16 protein-coding genes are annotated in these 16,532 nt (G+C 73.2%); 5 read left to right on the forward strand and 11 right to left on the reverse strand.

From position 1 onward, the window contains the following. The coding region (locus tag OJ962_RS08430; protein ID WP_270006285.1) for a helix-turn-helix transcriptional regulator at positions 1 to 537 on the forward strand (537 nt) is incomplete at its 5' end. Between the two features lie 103 nt (positions 538 to 640). Here OJ962_RS08430 and OJ962_RS08435 read toward each other — a convergent pair. From OJ962_RS08435 to OJ962_RS08455, 5 genes are read right to left on the reverse strand one after another with little or no spacing between them, the layout of a single operon-like run. Beyond that, positions 641 to 922, reverse strand: a complete 282-nt coding sequence (locus tag OJ962_RS08435; protein WP_202957361.1) for a YciI family protein — start codon at positions 920 to 922, stop codon at positions 641 to 643. Further along, complete coding sequence (locus OJ962_RS08440) at positions 913 to 1,716, reverse strand: alpha/beta fold hydrolase (protein ID WP_202957360.1); 804 nt, start codon at positions 1,714 to 1,716, stop codon at positions 913 to 915. Before OJ962_RS08440 ends, OJ962_RS08435 begins: the two co-directional genes overlap by 10 nt. Beyond that, on the reverse strand, positions 1,713 to 3,098 hold the full coding sequence (locus tag OJ962_RS08445) for a class II 3-deoxy-7-phosphoheptulonate synthase (RefSeq protein WP_202957359.1): 1,386 nt from the start codon (positions 3,096 to 3,098) through the stop codon (positions 1,713 to 1,715). The genes OJ962_RS08440 and OJ962_RS08445 overlap by 4 nt, the downstream gene beginning before the upstream one ends. A 20-nt stretch (positions 3,099 to 3,118) precedes the next feature. Beyond that, positions 3,119 to 3,583 (reverse strand): VOC family protein, encoded by a 465-nt coding sequence (locus OJ962_RS08450; RefSeq protein ID WP_238932276.1) that lies wholly within the window; start codon positions 3,581 to 3,583, stop codon positions 3,119 to 3,121. Positions 3,584 to 3,632: 49 nt separating this feature from the next. Beyond that, positions 3,633 to 4,364, reverse strand: a complete 732-nt coding sequence (locus tag OJ962_RS08455; RefSeq protein ID WP_202957357.1) for an SDR family NAD(P)-dependent oxidoreductase — start codon at positions 4,362 to 4,364, stop codon at positions 3,633 to 3,635. 102 nt (positions 4,365 to 4,466) lie between these two features. Between OJ962_RS08455 and OJ962_RS08460 the strand changes: the two genes are divergently transcribed. From OJ962_RS08460 to OJ962_RS08470, 3 genes are all read left to right on the forward strand, one after another. Further along, positions 4,467 to 5,285 (forward strand): helix-turn-helix transcriptional regulator, encoded by an 819-nt coding sequence (locus OJ962_RS08460; RefSeq protein ID WP_270006286.1) that lies wholly within the window; start codon positions 4,467 to 4,469, stop codon positions 5,283 to 5,285. 84 nt (positions 5,286 to 5,369) lie between these two features. Continuing rightward, a complete protein-coding gene (locus OJ962_RS08465; protein WP_202957355.1) occupies positions 5,370 to 6,584 on the forward strand; it encodes a S1 family peptidase in 1,215 nt (404 codons plus the stop codon). Positions 6,585 to 6,607: 23 nt separating this feature from the next. Beyond that, positions 6,608 to 7,609, forward strand: coding sequence for a radical SAM protein (locus OJ962_RS08470; RefSeq protein ID WP_202957354.1), 1,002 nt, complete (start codon positions 6,608 to 6,610; stop codon positions 7,607 to 7,609). A 76-nt stretch (positions 7,610 to 7,685) separates the two neighbouring features. On the opposite strand, the gene OJ962_RS08475 is transcribed toward OJ962_RS08470, so the two are convergent. Genes OJ962_RS08475 through OJ962_RS08500 form a run of 6 tightly spaced genes read right to left on the reverse strand, consistent with a single transcriptional unit; the run spans position 7,686 to position 15,879 of the window. Beyond that, positions 7,686 to 7,985, reverse strand: a complete 300-nt coding sequence (locus OJ962_RS08475; RefSeq protein WP_202957353.1) for a hypothetical protein — start codon at positions 7,983 to 7,985, stop codon at positions 7,686 to 7,688. Then, the gene (locus OJ962_RS08480; protein WP_202957352.1) at positions 7,982 to 8,701 is read right to left on the reverse strand and encodes a VOC family protein; all 720 of its coding nucleotides are present in this window, start codon (positions 8,699 to 8,701) and stop codon (positions 7,982 to 7,984) included. Before OJ962_RS08480 ends, OJ962_RS08475 begins: the two co-directional genes overlap by 4 nt. After that, entirely contained in the window at positions 8,698 to 12,111 is a 3,414-nt protein-coding gene (locus OJ962_RS08485; protein ID WP_202957351.1) for a molybdopterin-dependent oxidoreductase, read from the reverse strand. Before OJ962_RS08485 ends, OJ962_RS08480 begins: the two co-directional genes overlap by 4 nt. Beyond that, positions 12,108 to 12,425 (reverse strand): nitrite reductase small subunit NirD, encoded by a 318-nt coding sequence (nirD, locus tag OJ962_RS08490; RefSeq protein ID WP_202957350.1) that lies wholly within the window; start codon positions 12,423 to 12,425, stop codon positions 12,108 to 12,110. Before nirD ends, OJ962_RS08485 begins: the two co-directional genes overlap by 4 nt. Then, entirely contained in the window at positions 12,422 to 14,698 is a 2,277-nt protein-coding gene (gene nirB / locus OJ962_RS08495; protein ID WP_202957349.1) for a nitrite reductase large subunit NirB, read from the reverse strand. Before nirB ends, nirD begins: the two co-directional genes overlap by 4 nt. Beyond that, positions 14,695 to 15,879 (reverse strand): MFS transporter, encoded by a 1,185-nt coding sequence (locus OJ962_RS08500; protein WP_202957348.1) that lies wholly within the window; start codon positions 15,877 to 15,879, stop codon positions 14,695 to 14,697. Before OJ962_RS08500 ends, nirB begins: the two co-directional genes overlap by 4 nt. 113 nt (positions 15,880 to 15,992) lie before the next feature. On the opposite strand from OJ962_RS08500, the gene OJ962_RS08505 reads away from it, so the two are divergent. Then, the gene (locus OJ962_RS08505) at positions 15,993 to 16,481 is read left to right on the forward strand and encodes a TetR/AcrR family transcriptional regulator (protein WP_202957347.1); all 489 of its coding nucleotides are present in this window, start codon (positions 15,993 to 15,995) and stop codon (positions 16,479 to 16,481) included. Positions 16,482 to 16,532 lie beyond the last annotated feature (51 nt).

The following is a 16,532-nucleotide window of genomic DNA, read 5'->3' on the forward strand; positions in this document are numbered from 1 at the left end:
CCGGCGCGGCCCCCCCACGTCGCGGTGGCCGAGGCGGAGCGGCTCGGCGCGCCCGCGCAGATCGCCGCGGCGCTGCACGCCCGGGCGCTCGCCGAGCCGGACGCGGCCCGGCGGATCGGGATGTGCCGCCGCGGGCTCGCGGTTCAGCCCGGCGGGCTCGAGGGGGTGCGGCTGCGGCTCGAGCTCGGGGCGGCGCTGGCCTACGTCGGCCGGCGGGTCGATGCGCGCGAGGCGCTCCGGCCCGCGCTGGCCGCGGCGGACGCGCTCGGTGCGGTGCCGCTGTCCCAGCGCGCGCGGCGGGAGCTGGTCGCGACCGGGCTGCGGCCGCGGCAGGCCGCCACCGAGGGCACCGCGGCGCTCACGCCGCGGCAGCGGCAGATCTGCGAGCTGGCGGCGGTCGGCAAGGGCAACCGGGTGATCGCGCAGGAGCTGTTCCTGTCGATCAAGACGGTCGAGACGCACCTGGCCGCGGGATACCGCAAGCTCGGCGTGAACACGCGCGCGGACCTGGCCGCCGAGCTCGCGGCGGCGGCCTAGCCCAAAGACCATTTCGCTCAGCCTTCGCGAACCGGTACGGTCGCGCGTGACGGATGAGTTTCGCCGTCGGGGGCGCCGCCGCCGCGGCGCCCCCGCGACTCGCCTACTCGAAGTCGAAGCCGTCCGCGCTCTGGGACGCGCGGAACTGGATGACCTGCACCGTCGCGACGCCCTCGCGCACGAACGGGTCGGCCGCCGCGAGCGCCTCGATCGCCGACCGGTCTTCGCCGCGCGCGAGGATCACGCCGCCCACCCGCGGGACCTGGCGGCCGCTGACGACGAAGTGCCCGTCGCGGTAGCCGGCGTTCAGCCACGCCATGTGCTCGCGCATCAACGCGTCCACTTCCTCGACCGGCCGGGTGTAGGTCAACACGATCACGAACATGCCGCAGAGAACCTCCTGAACGCCTCGCGGACCGCGTCGGGCCGCTCGAGCCACGGGAAATGGCCACCGCCGTCGATCACGGCGCGGTCGGCGGCGGCGAAGCGCGCCACGTCCCACAGCGACTGGTCGACGATCCGGTCCTCGCTCCCGCTGACGATCAGCACCGGAAGCGCTGCGGGCCACCACCGCGCCGCGTACGTGTGGTCGAAGTGCTCGTCGGACCACGCGACCGCCGCGCCGTTGTAGGGCATCCGCGCGAGCAGCTCCGCACCCGCCTCGACGTCCTCGAAGTTCCACGGCGCGGACGCCACGGCCAGCGCCCGCAGGTTCGCGTCGGACGGCTCCGCCTCGTAGCGCGCCGTCGCCTCGTCGACCGGCGGCAAGGGATGCGCCTGCGTCATCGCCGCGAACGTCGCCATCCAGGACGCGTCCGGCGCCGTGTCGACGAGCACCAGGCCGCGCAGCAGCGGCTCCAGCTCCGGCGTCGCCAGCAGGTACATCCCGCCCGTCGAATGCCCCACGAACACGGGCGCGTCCACGGCCTGCGCCGCCTCGACGACCGCACCCGGCCAGACCGAGTACGGATCGGCGGGGGCGCCCGGCGCGTCGACGTTCGACCCGTCACCGGGCAGGTCGACCATCCAGCACGTGCCGGGAACGTCCAGCGCGTCGACGAGCTCGTGCAGCGACTCGGACCCGATGCCCGGCCCGCCGGGCAGGAACAACCAGTCCGGCCCGGCGCCGCGCGACGCCCGCCGCCGCAGCCGCACGCCCGACGCCGTGTACCGGGTCACTTGCGGATGCGGCGCAGCATGTCCACGACCAGGAATGCGAGCTCCAGCGACTGCTGGGTGTTCAGGCGCGGGTCGCAGGCCGTCTCGTAGCGGGAACCGAGGTGCTCGTGGTCGATCATCTGGGCGCCGCCGAGGCACTCGGTGACGTCCTCACCGGAGTGCTCGACGTGGATGCCGCCCGGGTGCGTGCCGCACTTGGAGTGCACCTCGAAGAAGCCCTCGACCTCGTCCATGATGCGGTCGAAGTGGCGCGTCTTGCGGCCCGTCGGGGACTCCTCGGTGTTGCCGTGCATCGGGTCGCACTGCCACACCACGCGGTGTCCGGACCGCGTCACCGCGTCGACGATCGGCGGCAGCAGGTCGCGCACCTTGTCCGAGCCCATCCGCGAGACGAGCGTCACGCGCCCGTCCACGCGGTTCGGGTCCAGCGCCTGGACGAGCTCGACCGCCGTCTCGGGCGTCGTGGACGGCCCGATCTTCACGCCGATCGGGTTCGCCAGCAGCGCGCCGAGCGCCACGTGCGCGCCGTCGAGCTGGCGCGTGCGGTCCCCGATCCACACCTGGTGGGCGCTGAGCAGGTACAGCCGGTCCTCGTTCAAGCGCAGCAGGGCGCGCTCGTAGTCGAGCACCAGCATCTCGTGCGAGACGTACATGTCGACCGTCCGCAACGAGCTGTCGTCCACGCCGCACGCCGACATGAACCGCAGCGACCGCTCGATCTCCCGCGCGACCAGCTCATATCGCTGCCCCGCGGCGCTCCGCCGCACGAAGTCCATGTTCCACTCGTGCAGGTGGTGCAGGTCGGCCATGCCCGCGCCCGTGATCGCGCGCGTGAGGTTCATCGCCGCCGCCGCGTTCGCGTACGCGCGCACGAGCCGCCCCGGATCGGGCCGGCGCGCCTCCTCGGTCGCCTCCAGCGCGTTGACCATGTCGCCGCGGTAGGAGGGCAGGCCGGCGGCGTCGTAGTCCGACGAGCGCGGCTTGGCGTACTGCCCCGCGATCCGCCCGAGCTTCACGACCGGCGTCTCGGTGCCGTACGTGAGCACGATCGCCATCTGGAGCAGCGTCCGGATCGTGCCGCGCAGGTGCGGCTCGGTGTTGTCCATGAACGTCTCGGCGCAGTCGCCGCCCTGCAGCAGGAAGGCGTCGCCGCGCGCGACCTCGCCCAGGCGCTCCTGCAGGCGATCCACCTCCTGCGGCACCGCGATCGGCGGGACGCTCTCGAGCAGCGTCCGCACGCGCGTGAGGTACTCGAGATCGGGCCACGGTGGCTGCTGGGCGGCTGGTCGGTCCAGCGCATCTGCAAGCGCCTCGGCCAGGTGGTCGGGCAGCGGCGGCAGGACCGGCAAGGCGGCCACGGGCACGTCGACGGTCCAAGTCATGGACGAGACGTTAGTAGCCCTCACTCCGGGACGAACAAGCGGGCGCTCAACTGCTCGTCGGTGTGGGGGTGAAAGTCCCACAGTTGCTTGAGCTCGGCGCGCAGGTCCTCGGGAAGTCGGTCGACGCCCGCGGCGTCCACTTCCAGCAGGTTTCCGGCCGGGTCGCGCAGGTACAGCTGGACGACGTCGCCGGGCAGCTCGACGAGGTGGTTGCTGAACGCCTGGTCGTCGAACGCGCCGCGCGCCTGCGCCGCCCGGTACACCGGCTCGAGATCGTCGACGGTGATGCCGAAGTGGTGGTGACTGGTCGGGTGCAGCTCGCGCTCGAACAGGTGCAGCTGCGTCCGGCCGAGCGCCAGCCACTGCACCGGCAGGCCGAAGTTCGGCGTGGTCAGCGGCTCGGCGCCGAACAGCTCGACATAGAAGGCGACGGACTCGCGCAGGTCCGTCGCGTTCACGCTCACATGGTTGATCCGCAGACCCATCGGCTCCTCCGTCTGACCGGGACGGAGCAGAGCATCGCATGTCCGACAGTCAGACGTGGAGCCCGCCGGAGACCTCGATCCGCTGCCCGGTGATCCAGCCGTTGCCGGGACGCAGGAGGTTCGCGATCGCGGCGCCGATGTCGTCCGCCGTCGCGATCCGCCCGAGCGGGGTGAGCGACGCTATGTGCGCGGCGATCTCCGGCGTGTCGCGGATCAGGCCATCGGAGAAGTCGGTGGCGACCGGGCCGGGCGCGATCACGTTCGCGGTGATCGCGCGCGGGCCGAGCTCAACCGCCAGGTAGCGCGTGAGCACCTCGACGGCGCCCTTGACCGCGCCGTAGACGGCGCGCTGCGGCGAGGTGAAGCGGGTCAGACCCGTGGAGACGTTGACGATCGCGCCGCCGTCGGCGAGCCGGGGGAGGAGCGCCTGGGTCAGCAGCAGCGGGCCCTTGAAGTGGACGTCGATCAGGGCGTCGACGTCCTCCTCGCTGATGTCGGCGACCGTGCCGCCGCGGGAGAAGCCGGCGTTGTTGACGAGGAAGTCGAAGTCGTCGCGGCCGAACGGCGTGGTGTCGAGCGTGAAGCCGTGCGGGCGGGAGACGTCGAGCGGCACCGCGACCGCGCGCCGGCCGAGCGCCTCAATCTCCCGCACGACCTCCCGCGCCTCGTCCGCGTGGGAGCGGTAGGTCGCGATGACGTCGACGCCGTCGCGGGCGAGGTGCAGGGCGGTACTGCGGCCGATGCCGCGGTTGGCTCCGGTGATCAGGGCGAGCTTGGTCATGGACCGCATGCTGCGGCGCGTCGCCGCCCGCCACCAGAGACCGGTTCAGCCAGGGACAACCTGTCCCTGGCTACGGGCACGCCAGGCGCGATCATGTCCGCCATGGACCGCGACGGGCTCGCCCACTTCCTGCGCCGCCGGCGCGCGGCGCTGCAGCCCGAGGACGTCGGGCTGCGCCCGGGCCCGCGGCGGCGCACGAGCGGGCTGCGGCGCGAGGACGTCGCCGCGCTGGCGCACATGTCGACCGACTTCTACACGCGGCTCGAGCAGCGGCGCGGTTCGCGGCCATCGGAGGCGATGGTCGGCGCGATCGCCCGCGCGCTGCGGCTCACGCTCGACGAGCGCGACCATCTGCTCGCGCTGGCCGGCCACACGCCGCCGCCGCGCGGCACCCGCAGCGAGCACGTCACCCCGGCGCTGTTGCGCGTGCTCGACCGGCTCGACACGCCCGCGCAGATCGTCAACGACCTCGGCGTCACGCTCGCCCAGAACTCGCTCGCCGAGGCACTGATGGGCGCGCACGTGGGCGGCGCGAGCGTCTTCTACCGCTGGTTCACCGGCGACCCGGCCGAGCGCGCGCTGTGGCCGCCCGAGGACCACGACGAGCACTCGCGCCGCTACGTGGCCGGCCTGCGCGCCGTGCACGCCCGCGACGAGGAGGCGCGGGCGTTCGTGGCGACGCTGCTGCGCGAGAGCGAGGAGTTCGCGCGGCTGTGGTGCGAGCACGAGGTCCGGGCGCCGGCGACGACCCGCAAACGGATCGCGCACCCGCAGGTCGGGCTGATCGAGCTCGACTGCCAGATCCTCACGGCCGAGAACCAGACCGAGATGCTGGTCGTGTTCACCGCCGCGCCGGGCAGCGAGGACGCCGAGAAGCTCGCGCTGCTGGGCGTGATCGGCACCGAGACGTTCGCGCCGTAGAAGTTTCTCGCGCAGCATGTATCAGGGCCCGGACGGTGGGCTCTGTGTGGGTGTTCCTCCCCAACCGAACGGAGCACCATCCCAATGCGTTTCAAAGGGACACTGACGTCCACCATCCTGATCTCGACCTTGGCCGCGAGCGCCGCTCCCGCGCTCGCCCAGGAGAAGCGCTCCGAGATCCAGGACATGTCGGCGGCGATCTCGCGTGATCTGGGACTCTCGGCCGAGCAGGTCAAGACGCTCGGCTCCCAGCAGGAGCGCGCGATCGCGCTCGACCAGCAGCTGCAGAAGGAGCTCGGCGACGGGTTCGCTGGGTCGCACTTCGACATCAAGAGCGGCGTACTGACCGTCAACGTGAGCGATCGCGGCCTGCTCGAGCGCGTCAAGTACGCCGGCGCGCAGCCGCGCCTGGTCGAGCACAGCCTCAAGGAGCTCACCGAGATCAAGAACACGCTGTGGGGCGACCCGCACGTCGGCGGCGAGCAGCGCGAGATCGTCAAGAGCCAGTCCGCCTTCGCCGCGCTGGCGCTGGACCCGATCTCCAACACGGTGAAGATCACCGCCACGCGTGAGCAGGCCGGCGCCGCGCGCGAGGCGCTCGCCAAGTTCGGCGACGCCGTGTCGGTGGAGACGATCGACTCGCTGCCCGAGCCGACGATCAACTACATGGACGGCGGCGACGGCTACAACAGCAACAACTGCTCGGCCGGGTTCAACCTGCGCAACCCCTCCACTGGTGCCAAGTACATGCTGACCGCGGGACACTGCCTCGACGACGGCCAGCTGGTGTGGGGCCACGACGGCGTCTTCTTCGGCACCACGCTCGAGAGCTGGTTCCCGACCTTCGACGACGCGATCGTCCGCAACCAGAACACCGGCCACTGGATCCAGGGCCCGTGGTTCGATTCCAACCCGTCCAACGGCGCGTTCAACAGCTTCTCCGGCTGGACCGACGCTCCCGTCGGCACGGTCGTCTGCAAGGCCGGCATCAACACCAAGTTCACCTGCGGCACGATCTCCCTCAAGGACGAGGACGTCACCTACAGCAGCGGCGACACCGTGTTCAACATGACCCGCCACAGCGCCTGCGTCCAGCCCGGTGACTCCGGCGGCTCCAACCTCTCCTGGATCGGCGGCAAGTTCCGCGCCGAGGGCGTGACCAGCGGCGCCCGCATGCGCGTCAAGGACGGCAAGAAGCGCTGCCTGTCCGTCTTCGGCGAGAAGAACGTCTCCTGGTACTTCCCGATCGCCGACTCGCTGCCCTACTACGGCTCCAAGTACGGCGTGACCCTCTGGTAGGCGAATCTGGGTAGGGGCGGGCCATGGAGGCGCCGCCCCCACCACAGCATCTCCAGATCGAGGTCACCGGCGCCTGCAACCTGCGCTGCCGGATGTGCCTCGTCCGCTACGCGCCCGCCGTCTCGAGACGTGCGGGCGCGTTGTCGTTCGAGGACTACGTCGCGCTCGTCGACGCGTTGCCGGACCTGCGCCGGCTCACGCTGCAGGGGCTCGGGGAGCCGCTGCTCTCCCCACACCTGCGGGACATGATCCGGCACGCCGCGCGGCGCGGCGTGCACGTCGGGTTCAACACCAACGGCGTCCTGCTGACGTCCGTGGTGGCCGAGGAGCTGGTGGAAGCCGGCACCGGGCACGTGCACGTGTCACTGGACGGCGCCAGCGCCGTGACGTACGAGGACGTGCGCCACGGCACGGGCTTCGCTCCGCGACCCGGCCAGTTCGAGCAGGTCGTGCGCAACCTGCGCGGGTTGATCGCGGCGCGCGGGAAGCGTGAGGCGCCGCGCGTGGTGCTCGTGTTCGTGGCGATGCGCCGCAACGTCGGCGAGCTGTGCGCCCTGGTGGAGCTGGCGGCCGACATCGGCGTCGACGAGCTGTGGGTGCAGAACCTCTCGCACGTGTTCTCCGACACCGACGCGGCCGGCTCCTACGAGGGGATCCGGTCGTACGCGGAGTCCGAGGCGCTGTTCGCGGACGCGACCACCGCGGCGAGCGCGCGCAGGGTCTTCGGCGCCGCCGCGGAGCGCGCGGAGGCGGCCGGGCTCAAGCTCCGGCTCCCGCAGCTCTCGGACCCGGGTGGCGGACAGTGCACGTGGCCGTGGGACGGCGCGTACGTGACCCACCGCGGTGCCGTCCAGCCGTGCTGCATGGTCATGGGCTCAGACCGCGCGACCCTCGGGCGCCTGTCCGACGCGTCCTTCGCAGAGATCTGGCACGGCGAGCCGTACCGCGCGTTCCGGCGGGCGCTCGCCTCCAGCGATCCGCCCGACGTCTGCGTCGGCTGCTCGCAGTATCGCGGCGTGTTCTGAAGCGATGAACCTCGAGGCACGTGCGTCCCGCTGCGCTTCGCGTCCGAGCACCTGGACGCGGAGACGCGGGCGCAGCTCAGAGCGCGACCGAGCCGATGACCGCGAACGCGACGGCGATCCCGGCGGCGGCGATGGCGAACACCAGCCAGCGCGTCGCGCGGCGCACCAGCCACAGCACGAGGCCGAGGACCACGAAGGCGCCGATGATGATCGGCACCCACAGCGGCCCGCTCCAGTCCACGACGCGCTCGCTGACGCAGTCGCCGCCGGTCGGCCCGTCGATGCAGAAGCCCTGGAGCTCTCGCGTCTCGGCACCCGTGAGCACGACCGCGCCCACCACGGCGGCGAGGACCACGGCGCTGATCAGGAGCCTCATCCAGGGCGAGTACCCGCGCTGATCGCGATCACTGCGCCCTGTGGGTCGGCGATGACCGCGTTGCGCAGGCCTTCGGCCTCGAGCGGGCCGAGCAGGACGGTGCCGCCCAGCCCGGGTGCGCGCGCGACGGCGGCGTCCACGTCCTCGACGCGGAAGTTCACGGCCCAGTGCGGGGGCACGCCGTCCTGGACCGGGGCCATGACGGCGATGACGTCTTCCGCCCCGGCGAGCCGCCAGCGCACGAGCGGCGGCGTGTGCTCGGCCTCCCACCCGAAGGCGTCGGCGTAGAAGCGGGTCGCGCGCTCGGGGTCTGGGGAGTGCAGCGCGCTCATCGCCCACGCGCCGGGCTCACGCGTCAGCTCGAAGCCGGTGGCGGACTCCCACAGGCCGAGCGGGACGCCGTCCGGGTCGGCGACGGCCGCCGCGCGGGCCTCGCGGTTGATCTGCATCGGCCGGACGAGCACGGAAGCGCCGGCGGCGGCGAGCCGGTCGAGCGCGGGCTCGAGCGCGTCCACGCCGACGTAGGTGGACCAGAACGCGCCCGGCACGCCGGGCGGGGCCTGGCCGATGCCGGCGACCCGCCGCCCGTCCACCCGCGCGATCAGATAGTCACCGTCGGCGCTGAGCTCCCAGCCCATCAGGGCGCCGTAGAAGGCCGCGGCGGCCTGCAGGTCCGGCTGCATCGTGTCGGCCCAGCGCATGGCCCCGGGGGTCATGCGCGGACGGTATCAAGCAACGCCTCCACGTCCGGGCGGCAGCCGCCGCAGCCCGTGGCGGCGCCGGTGTGCTCGGAGACCTGCGCGACGGTCGTGAGCTTGCGCTTCCGGATCGCGCCCAGGATCTCGCTGCGGGACACGACCTGGCAGGAGCAGACGAGGTGATCGGCCTCGCTCGGCTCGGCGGTGCCGCCCGTCTCGAGCAGGTCTTCCGGGACCGCTTCGCCGGCGGCGATCAGCGTGCGCAGGCGGCGGGCGTCGCTGACGTCGCCGAGCAGGGTCGCGCCGGCCAGGGCGCCGTCGCGCAGGACGAGCTTGCGGTAGCGCTCGCGGCGCGAGTCGAGGACGATCACCTCCTCGGCCAGCGGGTCCGGCTCCGCGGCCGCGCCGGCGCAGAAGAGGTCGATGCCGGCGACCTTCAGCGTGGTCGCGGGGACGGCGCCGTGGAACGCGTTCGGGCGGCCGGCGATGGCCGCGCCGGCCGCGCGCGCCTGCTCGAGCACGGGCGCCCACAGGCCGTAGACCGTGCCGCGGTGCTCGGCGCACTCGCCCACGGCCCAGACGCCCGGGGCGGACGTCCGCAGGTTGTCGTCGACCAGCACGCCGCGATCGATCTCCAGGCCGGCGTCACGGGCGAGGGCGACCTCGGGCCGGATGCCGGTGGCGAACACGACCAGGTCCGCCGGCAGGTCGGTGCCGTCGGCCAGCGACACACCGCTCGCCGTCACCGCCTCCGTGCGCTGGCCGCACAGGACGTTGATGCCGAGCGCGCGGATGCGGCGCTCCAGCAGGCGCGCGGCGAGCGGGTCGAGCTGGAGCTCCATCAGACGGTCGGCGAGATGGACCACCGTGACCTCGACGCCGCGCTCGCGCAGGCCGCGCGCGGCTTCCAGCCCGAGCAGGCCGCCGCCGACGACCACCGCGCGCTCGGCGGTCCCCGCCGCCTCCCGGATCGCGCGCATGTCCGCCAGCGAGCGGAACGCGAACACGCCGTCGCGGTGCAGGCCGGGGACGGGCGGGACCCACGGCGCGGAGCCCGTGGCGAGCACGAGGTCGTCGTACGCGAGCACGCTGCCGTCGCTCAGCTCCACCGTCCGCCCGCGCGTGTCGACGGAGCGCGCGCCGGCGCCGAGCCGCAGGTCGACGCTGTCCGGGCGGCGCAGCGCGAGCCGCGCGTCGTCTATGTCCCCCGCGAGCGCCTGGGAGAGCAGGACGCGGTTGTAGGGCGCGTCGTCCTCGCGGCCGATCAGCGTCACGCGCCAGCTCGGCTCGTGGGCCAGCACGGCCTCGGCGACGGCGTTGCCGGCCATCCCCGCACCGACGATCACGACGTGGCGGCCGCCGGGCGCGGCCGTCACCACCGGCACGGGCTCCAGCCGCACCGCGCAGGCCTTGAGCTCCGGCTGCTTGGAGACCGGATCGATCGCGCGCGAGGTCACGTTGTTGAGCGCGCCCTCACCCGCTTCCAGGTGCAGCGCGCCCCAGTGGAAGGGCGCGAACACGACGCCCCGCGGCACCTTCTCGCTGACCCGCAGCCGCAGCACGGCCGAGCCCCGGCGCGAGCGTACGCGCACCTTCTCCGGCAGACCTTCGGCGTCATCCGGGTGCACTTCGACGAACGGGTGCGGCTCGGCGCTGAGCAGCGACGGCGACTTGCCCGTGCGGGTCATCGTGTGCCACTGCTGGGCGACGCGGCCGGTCGTGAGCGTCAGGGGGAAGTCGGGTGAGACGGGATCGGCGGGCGCGGTGTGCGGCGTCGGCGCGAGCCGGGCGCGGCCGTCCTCGGTGGCGAAGCGGCGCGACGTGTACAGCCGCTCGGTGCCCGGATGGTCCGGCGACGGGCACGGCCACTGCAGCGGGCCCTCGCGCCGCAGCCGGGTGTGGGAGATGCCGCTCTGGTCGCAGAGGCGGCCCTCGGTGGTCTGCACGTACTCGGCGTGGACGGCGGCGGCCGTCCGCCACGGGAACGCCTCGCGGTGGCCGAGCGCGCGGCCGACGCGGGCGAAGATGTCCCAGTCCGGCAGCGCGTCGCCGGGCGGGTCCAGCGCGCGCTGGACGAGCGACACGCGCCGCTCGGAGTTGGTCATCGTCCCGTCCTTCTCCGGCCATTGCGCGGCGGGCAGGATCATGTGCGCGAGCGCGCCCGTCTCGGTCGGGAAGTAGGCGTCCTGGCAGATCACGAGCTCGGCGCGGCGCACCGCGGCGGCGAAGCGGCCGGCGTCAGGCTGGGAGACGACCGGGTTGGTGGCGACGATCCACAGCACCTTCACGCGCCCGTCCTCGAGCGCCTCCACCAGCTCGGTGGCGGCCAGTCCCGGCTCGGGCGCGATTCCCGGCGAGTTCCAGAAGCGCCCCATCCACGCGCGGTCCTCGGCGTTGCTCACGCTCCGGTAGCCGGGCAGCAGCGTGGAGAGGCCGCCCGTCTCGCGCCCGCCCATCGCGTTCGGCTGGCCGGTGAGCGAGAACGGCCCGGCGCCCGGCCGCCCGATGTTGCCGCTGGCCAGGCAGAGGTTGATCAGCGCGCGGTTCTTGAGCGTGCCCACCGCGGACTGGTTGGCGCCCATCGACCACAGCGCCATCGAGCGCTTGGACGCGCCGAACCGCCGCGCGGCCTCGACGATGTCCTCGGCGGGCACGCCGCACACCTCGGCGGCGCGCGCGGGCGACCAGTCGGCGGCGACCGTCAGCGCGTCCTCGGCCCCGCGCGTGTGGCGCTCGAGGAAGCGCTTGTCCAGCAGCCCGTCGCGCTCGAGCACGTGCAGCATCGCGTTCAGCAACGGGAGGTCCGTGCCGGGTCGCACCGGCAGGTGCAGCGCGGCGTGCTCGGCCGTCGGCGTCACGCGCGGGTCGGCCACGATCAGGAACGCGCCGCGCGAGCGGATCCGGTTCCACACGATCGGGTGGCAGGAGGCGGCGTTGGAGCCGAGCAGGAACAGCACGTCGGCCTCCTCGACGTCCGCGTACGACGGCGGCGGGCCGTCGGAGCCGAGCGCGCCCGTGTAGCCGGCGACCGCGCTCGACATGCACAGGCGCGAGTTGGAGTCGAGGTTGTTCGTGCCCAGGAAGCCCTTGGCGAGCTTGTTGACCGCGTAGTAGTCCTCGGTGAGCAGCTGGCCCGAGATGTAGAACGCGATCTCGTCCGGCTTGTAGCGCTGCAGCGCCTTGGCGACGTCGCTGATCGCCGCCCGCCAGGACGCGGGCCGCCAGCGCTCGTCCAGCGACGCCCGCCGCAGCGGCGTCGTGGCCCGGTCGGGGGCGTGGACGGCCTCCGGCAGGCGGGTCGGCTTGCGGCAGGTCGCGCCGCGATTGACCGGATGGTCCGTGTCCCCGCGCACGGCGACGAGGCGGCCGTCGCGCACGTCCGCGACCAGGCCGCACCCGACCCCGCAGTACGGGCACGTCGTCTTCACGCGAGCCGGACCCAGAGCTCGTCGCCCTCGACGCGGACCTCGTGCACGGCCACCGACTCGTCCCCGTTGAGCGCCAGCCCCGTCTCCAGGTCGAACCGCCGCCCGTGCAGCGGACACGTGACGCACGAGTCGGCGACGATCCCGTCGGCGAGCGGTCCGGCCGCGTGCGGGCAGTGCGCGTCGATCGCGGCGAACCCGGTGAGCAGCCGGAAGACCGCGATCCGGCGCCCCTCGACGCTGGTCGTGCGGCCCTCCAGCAGCGGGATGTCTTCGACGCGGCCCACCCGCGTCCAGGTCGAGGCGACGGCGGTCATGAGTCGAGCTCCGCGAACTGCTTGGGATGGACGGGGTTGTGGCGCTCACGCCACGGGTCGGGGTCGGCGGCGGCCTTGGCGATCCGGTAGCGCTCGAGCAGGCCCTCCATGTCGCTCATCACCGCCTCACGCACGGGCTCGATGCCGACGCGCGCGATGTAGGCGTAGGTGCGCTCCAGGTACTCCGCCGACTCGCGGTAGTGCTGCAGGAACGCGAGCGAGACGCGGATCGCCTCGTCGGAGGTGGGGACGGTGGCGAGCAGGTCACCCTTACGGACGGTCGCACCGGCCGCGCCGCCCACATAGACCTCCCAGCCGCCTTCGACCGCCACGACGCCGATGTCCTTCACGTACGCCTCGGCGCAGTTGCGCGGGCAGCCGGTGACCGCGCCCTTGACCTTGTGCGGCGTGTAGAGACCCTCCATCGCGCGTTCGAGCTCGATCCCGACGCCCATCGCGTCGCCCAGCCCGAAGCGGCAGAAGTCGGTGCCGACGCACGTCTTGACCGTCCGCACCGCCTTCGCGTACGCGTGCCCGGACGGCATGTCGAGCTCCTCCCAGATCGCGGGGAGCTGCTCCTTCTTGATGCCGAGCAGGTCGATGCGCTGGCCGCCGGTGATCTTGATCAGCGGCACCTCGTGCTTCTCGGCCACGTCGGCGATCCGGCGCAGCTCGGCGGCGGTCGTGACGCCGCCGCGGATGCGCGGGACGACGCTGAACGTGCCGTCGTTCTGGATGTTCGCGTGCACGCGGTCGTTGATGAAGCGCGCGTGGCGCTCCTCGCGGTGGCGGTTGCCGTTGATCTCCGACATCAGGTAGGCCAGGCCCGGCTTGCACGCGCCGCAGTCGCGGCCCGCGCCGCAGGCGGCGGAGAGCTCGCTCACGCTCTCGATCCCGCGTTCGCGGACCACCGCGGCGAGCTCCTCGCGCGTCTGGCGCCGGCACGGGCACAGGAACGTCGCCTCCTCGGCCGCCCCGCCGCGCTCGTTGGCGAGCAGCTCGGCGACGACGGGCTTGCAGGAGCCGCAGCCCGCGCCCGCGCGGGTGACGTTGACGACTTCCAGCGTGGAGCCGAGCCCGCGCGTGCGGATGGCGTCGACGATCTCGCCCTTGCACACGCCGTGGCAGTTGCACACGCGGGCGCTGTCGGGCAGGTCGGCCGCCGTGGCCTGGCTGGCCTCGGCGAGCAGCGCGAGCGGGTCGTCCGCCTCGCGGCCGGTGCGGACGGCGTCCATCAGCAACTCCGAGCCGCGGATGTCGCCGAGCAGGATCGTGCCGACGGTGCGGCCGTCGGGGTCCACGACCAGCTTGCGGTAGGTGGAGTCGTCCGCCACGACCACCGCGCGGCTGCCGTCGGGCGCGCCGGCGCACACCAGGTCGACGCCCATCACCTTGAGCTTCGCGGTGGGGATGGAGCCGGTGTAGGCGGCCTCGACGCCGCAGATCGTGTCCGCCGCGACCTTGGCCTGCTCGTGGATCGGCGCGACGATGCCGTGGACGACGCCGCGGTGTTGCGCGCACTCGCCGACCGCGAGCACGCGTGGGTCCGAGGTCACCATGGCGTCGTCCACGACGATTCCGCGCTCCACGTTCAGCCCCAGGCGGCGTGCGAGCTCCACCTGCGGCCGGATGCCGACCGAGATGACGACCACGTCGGCGGGCAGCTCCTCGCCGCCCGCGAGCCGCACGCCGCCCGGCGTGATCTCCTCCGTGTTGCGCTCCAAGAGCACGTTGACGCCCAGCTGCTCCATCGCGGGCGTGAGCAGGGTCGCCGCGCCCTGGTCGAGCTGGCGCTCCATCAGGCGGTCCATCAGGTGCACGACGGTCGTCTCGCAGCCGAGGGAGGCGAGTCCGTACGCGGCCTCCAGGCCGAGCAGACCGCCGCCGATCACGACGGCCTTGCCCTTGGCCGCCGCCGTGATGGCCGCGCAGTCCTCGGGCCCGCGGAACACGTGCGCGTGCTCGGCCCCGGGGATCGGCGGGACGAGCGCGTCCGAGCCGGTGCACAGCACGTAGCGGTCGTAGCCGTCGAGCTCGTCCACCCAGGTGTCCAGGAGCACCTCGACGTCGTTGTCCTCGTACCAGGACGCGGGGCGCAGGGTGAGCGAGTCGACGTCCGCGCCGTTCGCGAGCAGGGTGGAGAGCGCGACGCGGTCGTAGGGGAGGCGCGGCTCGGCGCACGCGAGCGTGAGCTCGATGTCGCGGTCGCGCTCGCGGATCGCCTCGATCACGGCCTGTCCGGCGATGCCGCCGCCGACGACGAGGACCCTCATGCCCGTGCCCCCGCCAGCGCGACGGTGCTCGGGCGCATCGTCGTGATCAATGCGACGGCCGCGGCGACGGCGATCGCGCCGAGGCCCGGCCCGAAGGAGCCCAGCGCGTCCTTGACGACGCCGAGGATCGTCGGCAGGAAGAACCCGCCGAGCCCTCCGGCCGCGCCCACGAGCCCGGTCAGCACGCCGATCCGTTCCCGGTACCGGACGCCGACGAGCTGGAACACAGCGCCGTTGCCGATGCCGAACGTGCCCATCGCGAGGATGAACGCGGTCGCCGTGGCGGCCAGCGCGGGGAGCGCGCTGGTGAACAGCAGCAGCGCGGCGCCGATCCCGTACACGCCCGTGAGCACCGTGGTGCCGCCGGCGCGGTCGGCGAGGTAGCCGCCGAGCGGACGCAGCAGCGAGCCGAGCGCGGCGCCGACGGCGACGAGCGTCGCGGCGTCGACCTTGCTGATGCCGTACTGGTCGCGGAAGAAGATCGGCAGGAACGACGCGAGGCCGACGAACGTGCCGAACGTGACCGCGTAGAGGCCGCACAGGCGCCAGGCGTCCGGCTCGCGCAGGATGTTGCGCAGGTCGCGGGGCTTCACCGGGCTGGCGGGCGCCGGCGGCTCCTTGGCCAGCAGGGCAAACGCGCCCCACACGAGCAGCACCGGGATCAGCGCGAGCCCGAACACGGCGTGCCAGCCGTAGGCCTCGGCCAGGCGTGGCGCGAACAGCGTGGTGAGCACCGTGCCCGAGTTGCCGGCGCCGGCGATGCCCATCGCCAGGCCCTGACGCTCCGGCGGGTAGTGGCGGCCGGCGAGCGGCAGCGCGATCGCGAAGCTCGCGCCGGCGACGCCGAGCAGGACGCCGACGCCCAGCACCGTCGCGTAGCTCGTCGCGAGCTGCCACCCGGCGAGCAGCGCGATCACCACGAAGCCCATCGAGTACAGGCCGACGCGGCGCGGCCCGTAGCGGTCGCCGAGCAGGCCGAGCGCGACCCGGAAGGCGGCGGCCGACAGCAGCGGCACGGCCACCATCAGGCCCTTGGCTGAAGCCGACAGGCCCAGGTCCTCGCCGATGTAGGCGCCGAGGGCGCCGAGCAGCACCCAGGCCATGAAGCTGACGTCGAAGTGCAGGAGCGCGGCCGCCAGCGAGGGGGCGTGACCGGCGGTTCTCAGTTCCCTCAGGTGCATGACTCGACCGTATGGCGAGCCCCGCGCCGGGCCATCCGACCGCCGGTCGGACATGTGGTCGGCACTTGTCTCCGCGGAGTCGAATCTGAACCGCGCGGTTAGGATTCGGCGGAATGCCCCGGCCGCGCGCCTCGATCGACACCGCCGCGCTCGCCGCGGCCTTCGCCGCCGACGGCCTGCACGGCACGCCGATCGACCGTGTCGTGGCCGCCGCGGGCGTGGCGAAACCGACGCTCTACGCGCGCGGGGGCGACAAGGAGGAGCTGTTCGCGCTCGCGGTCGAGGCCGAGGTCGAGCGCCTGATCGAGCGCTTCGAGGGCGGCGTCACGCAGATCGCGGCCGCGCTCGACGACTACGTGGCGTCCGAGCCGGGCGCGCGGCTGCTGTTCGTCAGCGCCCGGCTGGCGTCCGGCCGCGTCGAGCGCTCCCTGCGGCGGATCTCGATCGCCCTCACCGCCGCCCTGGGGGACGAGCCGACCGCGGCCGCGCTGCTCGGCGCGACCTGGTCCGCGCTGCACGGCGGCCCGCCCATCACCCGTGTCGCCCGCCTGCTCCCGACCGTCGAAGACGCCGGCCCGCCTTCCGGCATCTGGACGGCCTGACCAACCTAAAGAAACATTAACGGGTCTGACCCTCTTAGGTTCCTTTAGGGT

The sequence above is a fragment of the Solirubrobacter deserti genome (assembly GCF_027587175.1).
GTDB classification, from domain to species: domain Bacteria; phylum Actinomycetota; class Thermoleophilia; order Solirubrobacterales; family Solirubrobacteraceae; genus Solirubrobacter; species Solirubrobacter deserti.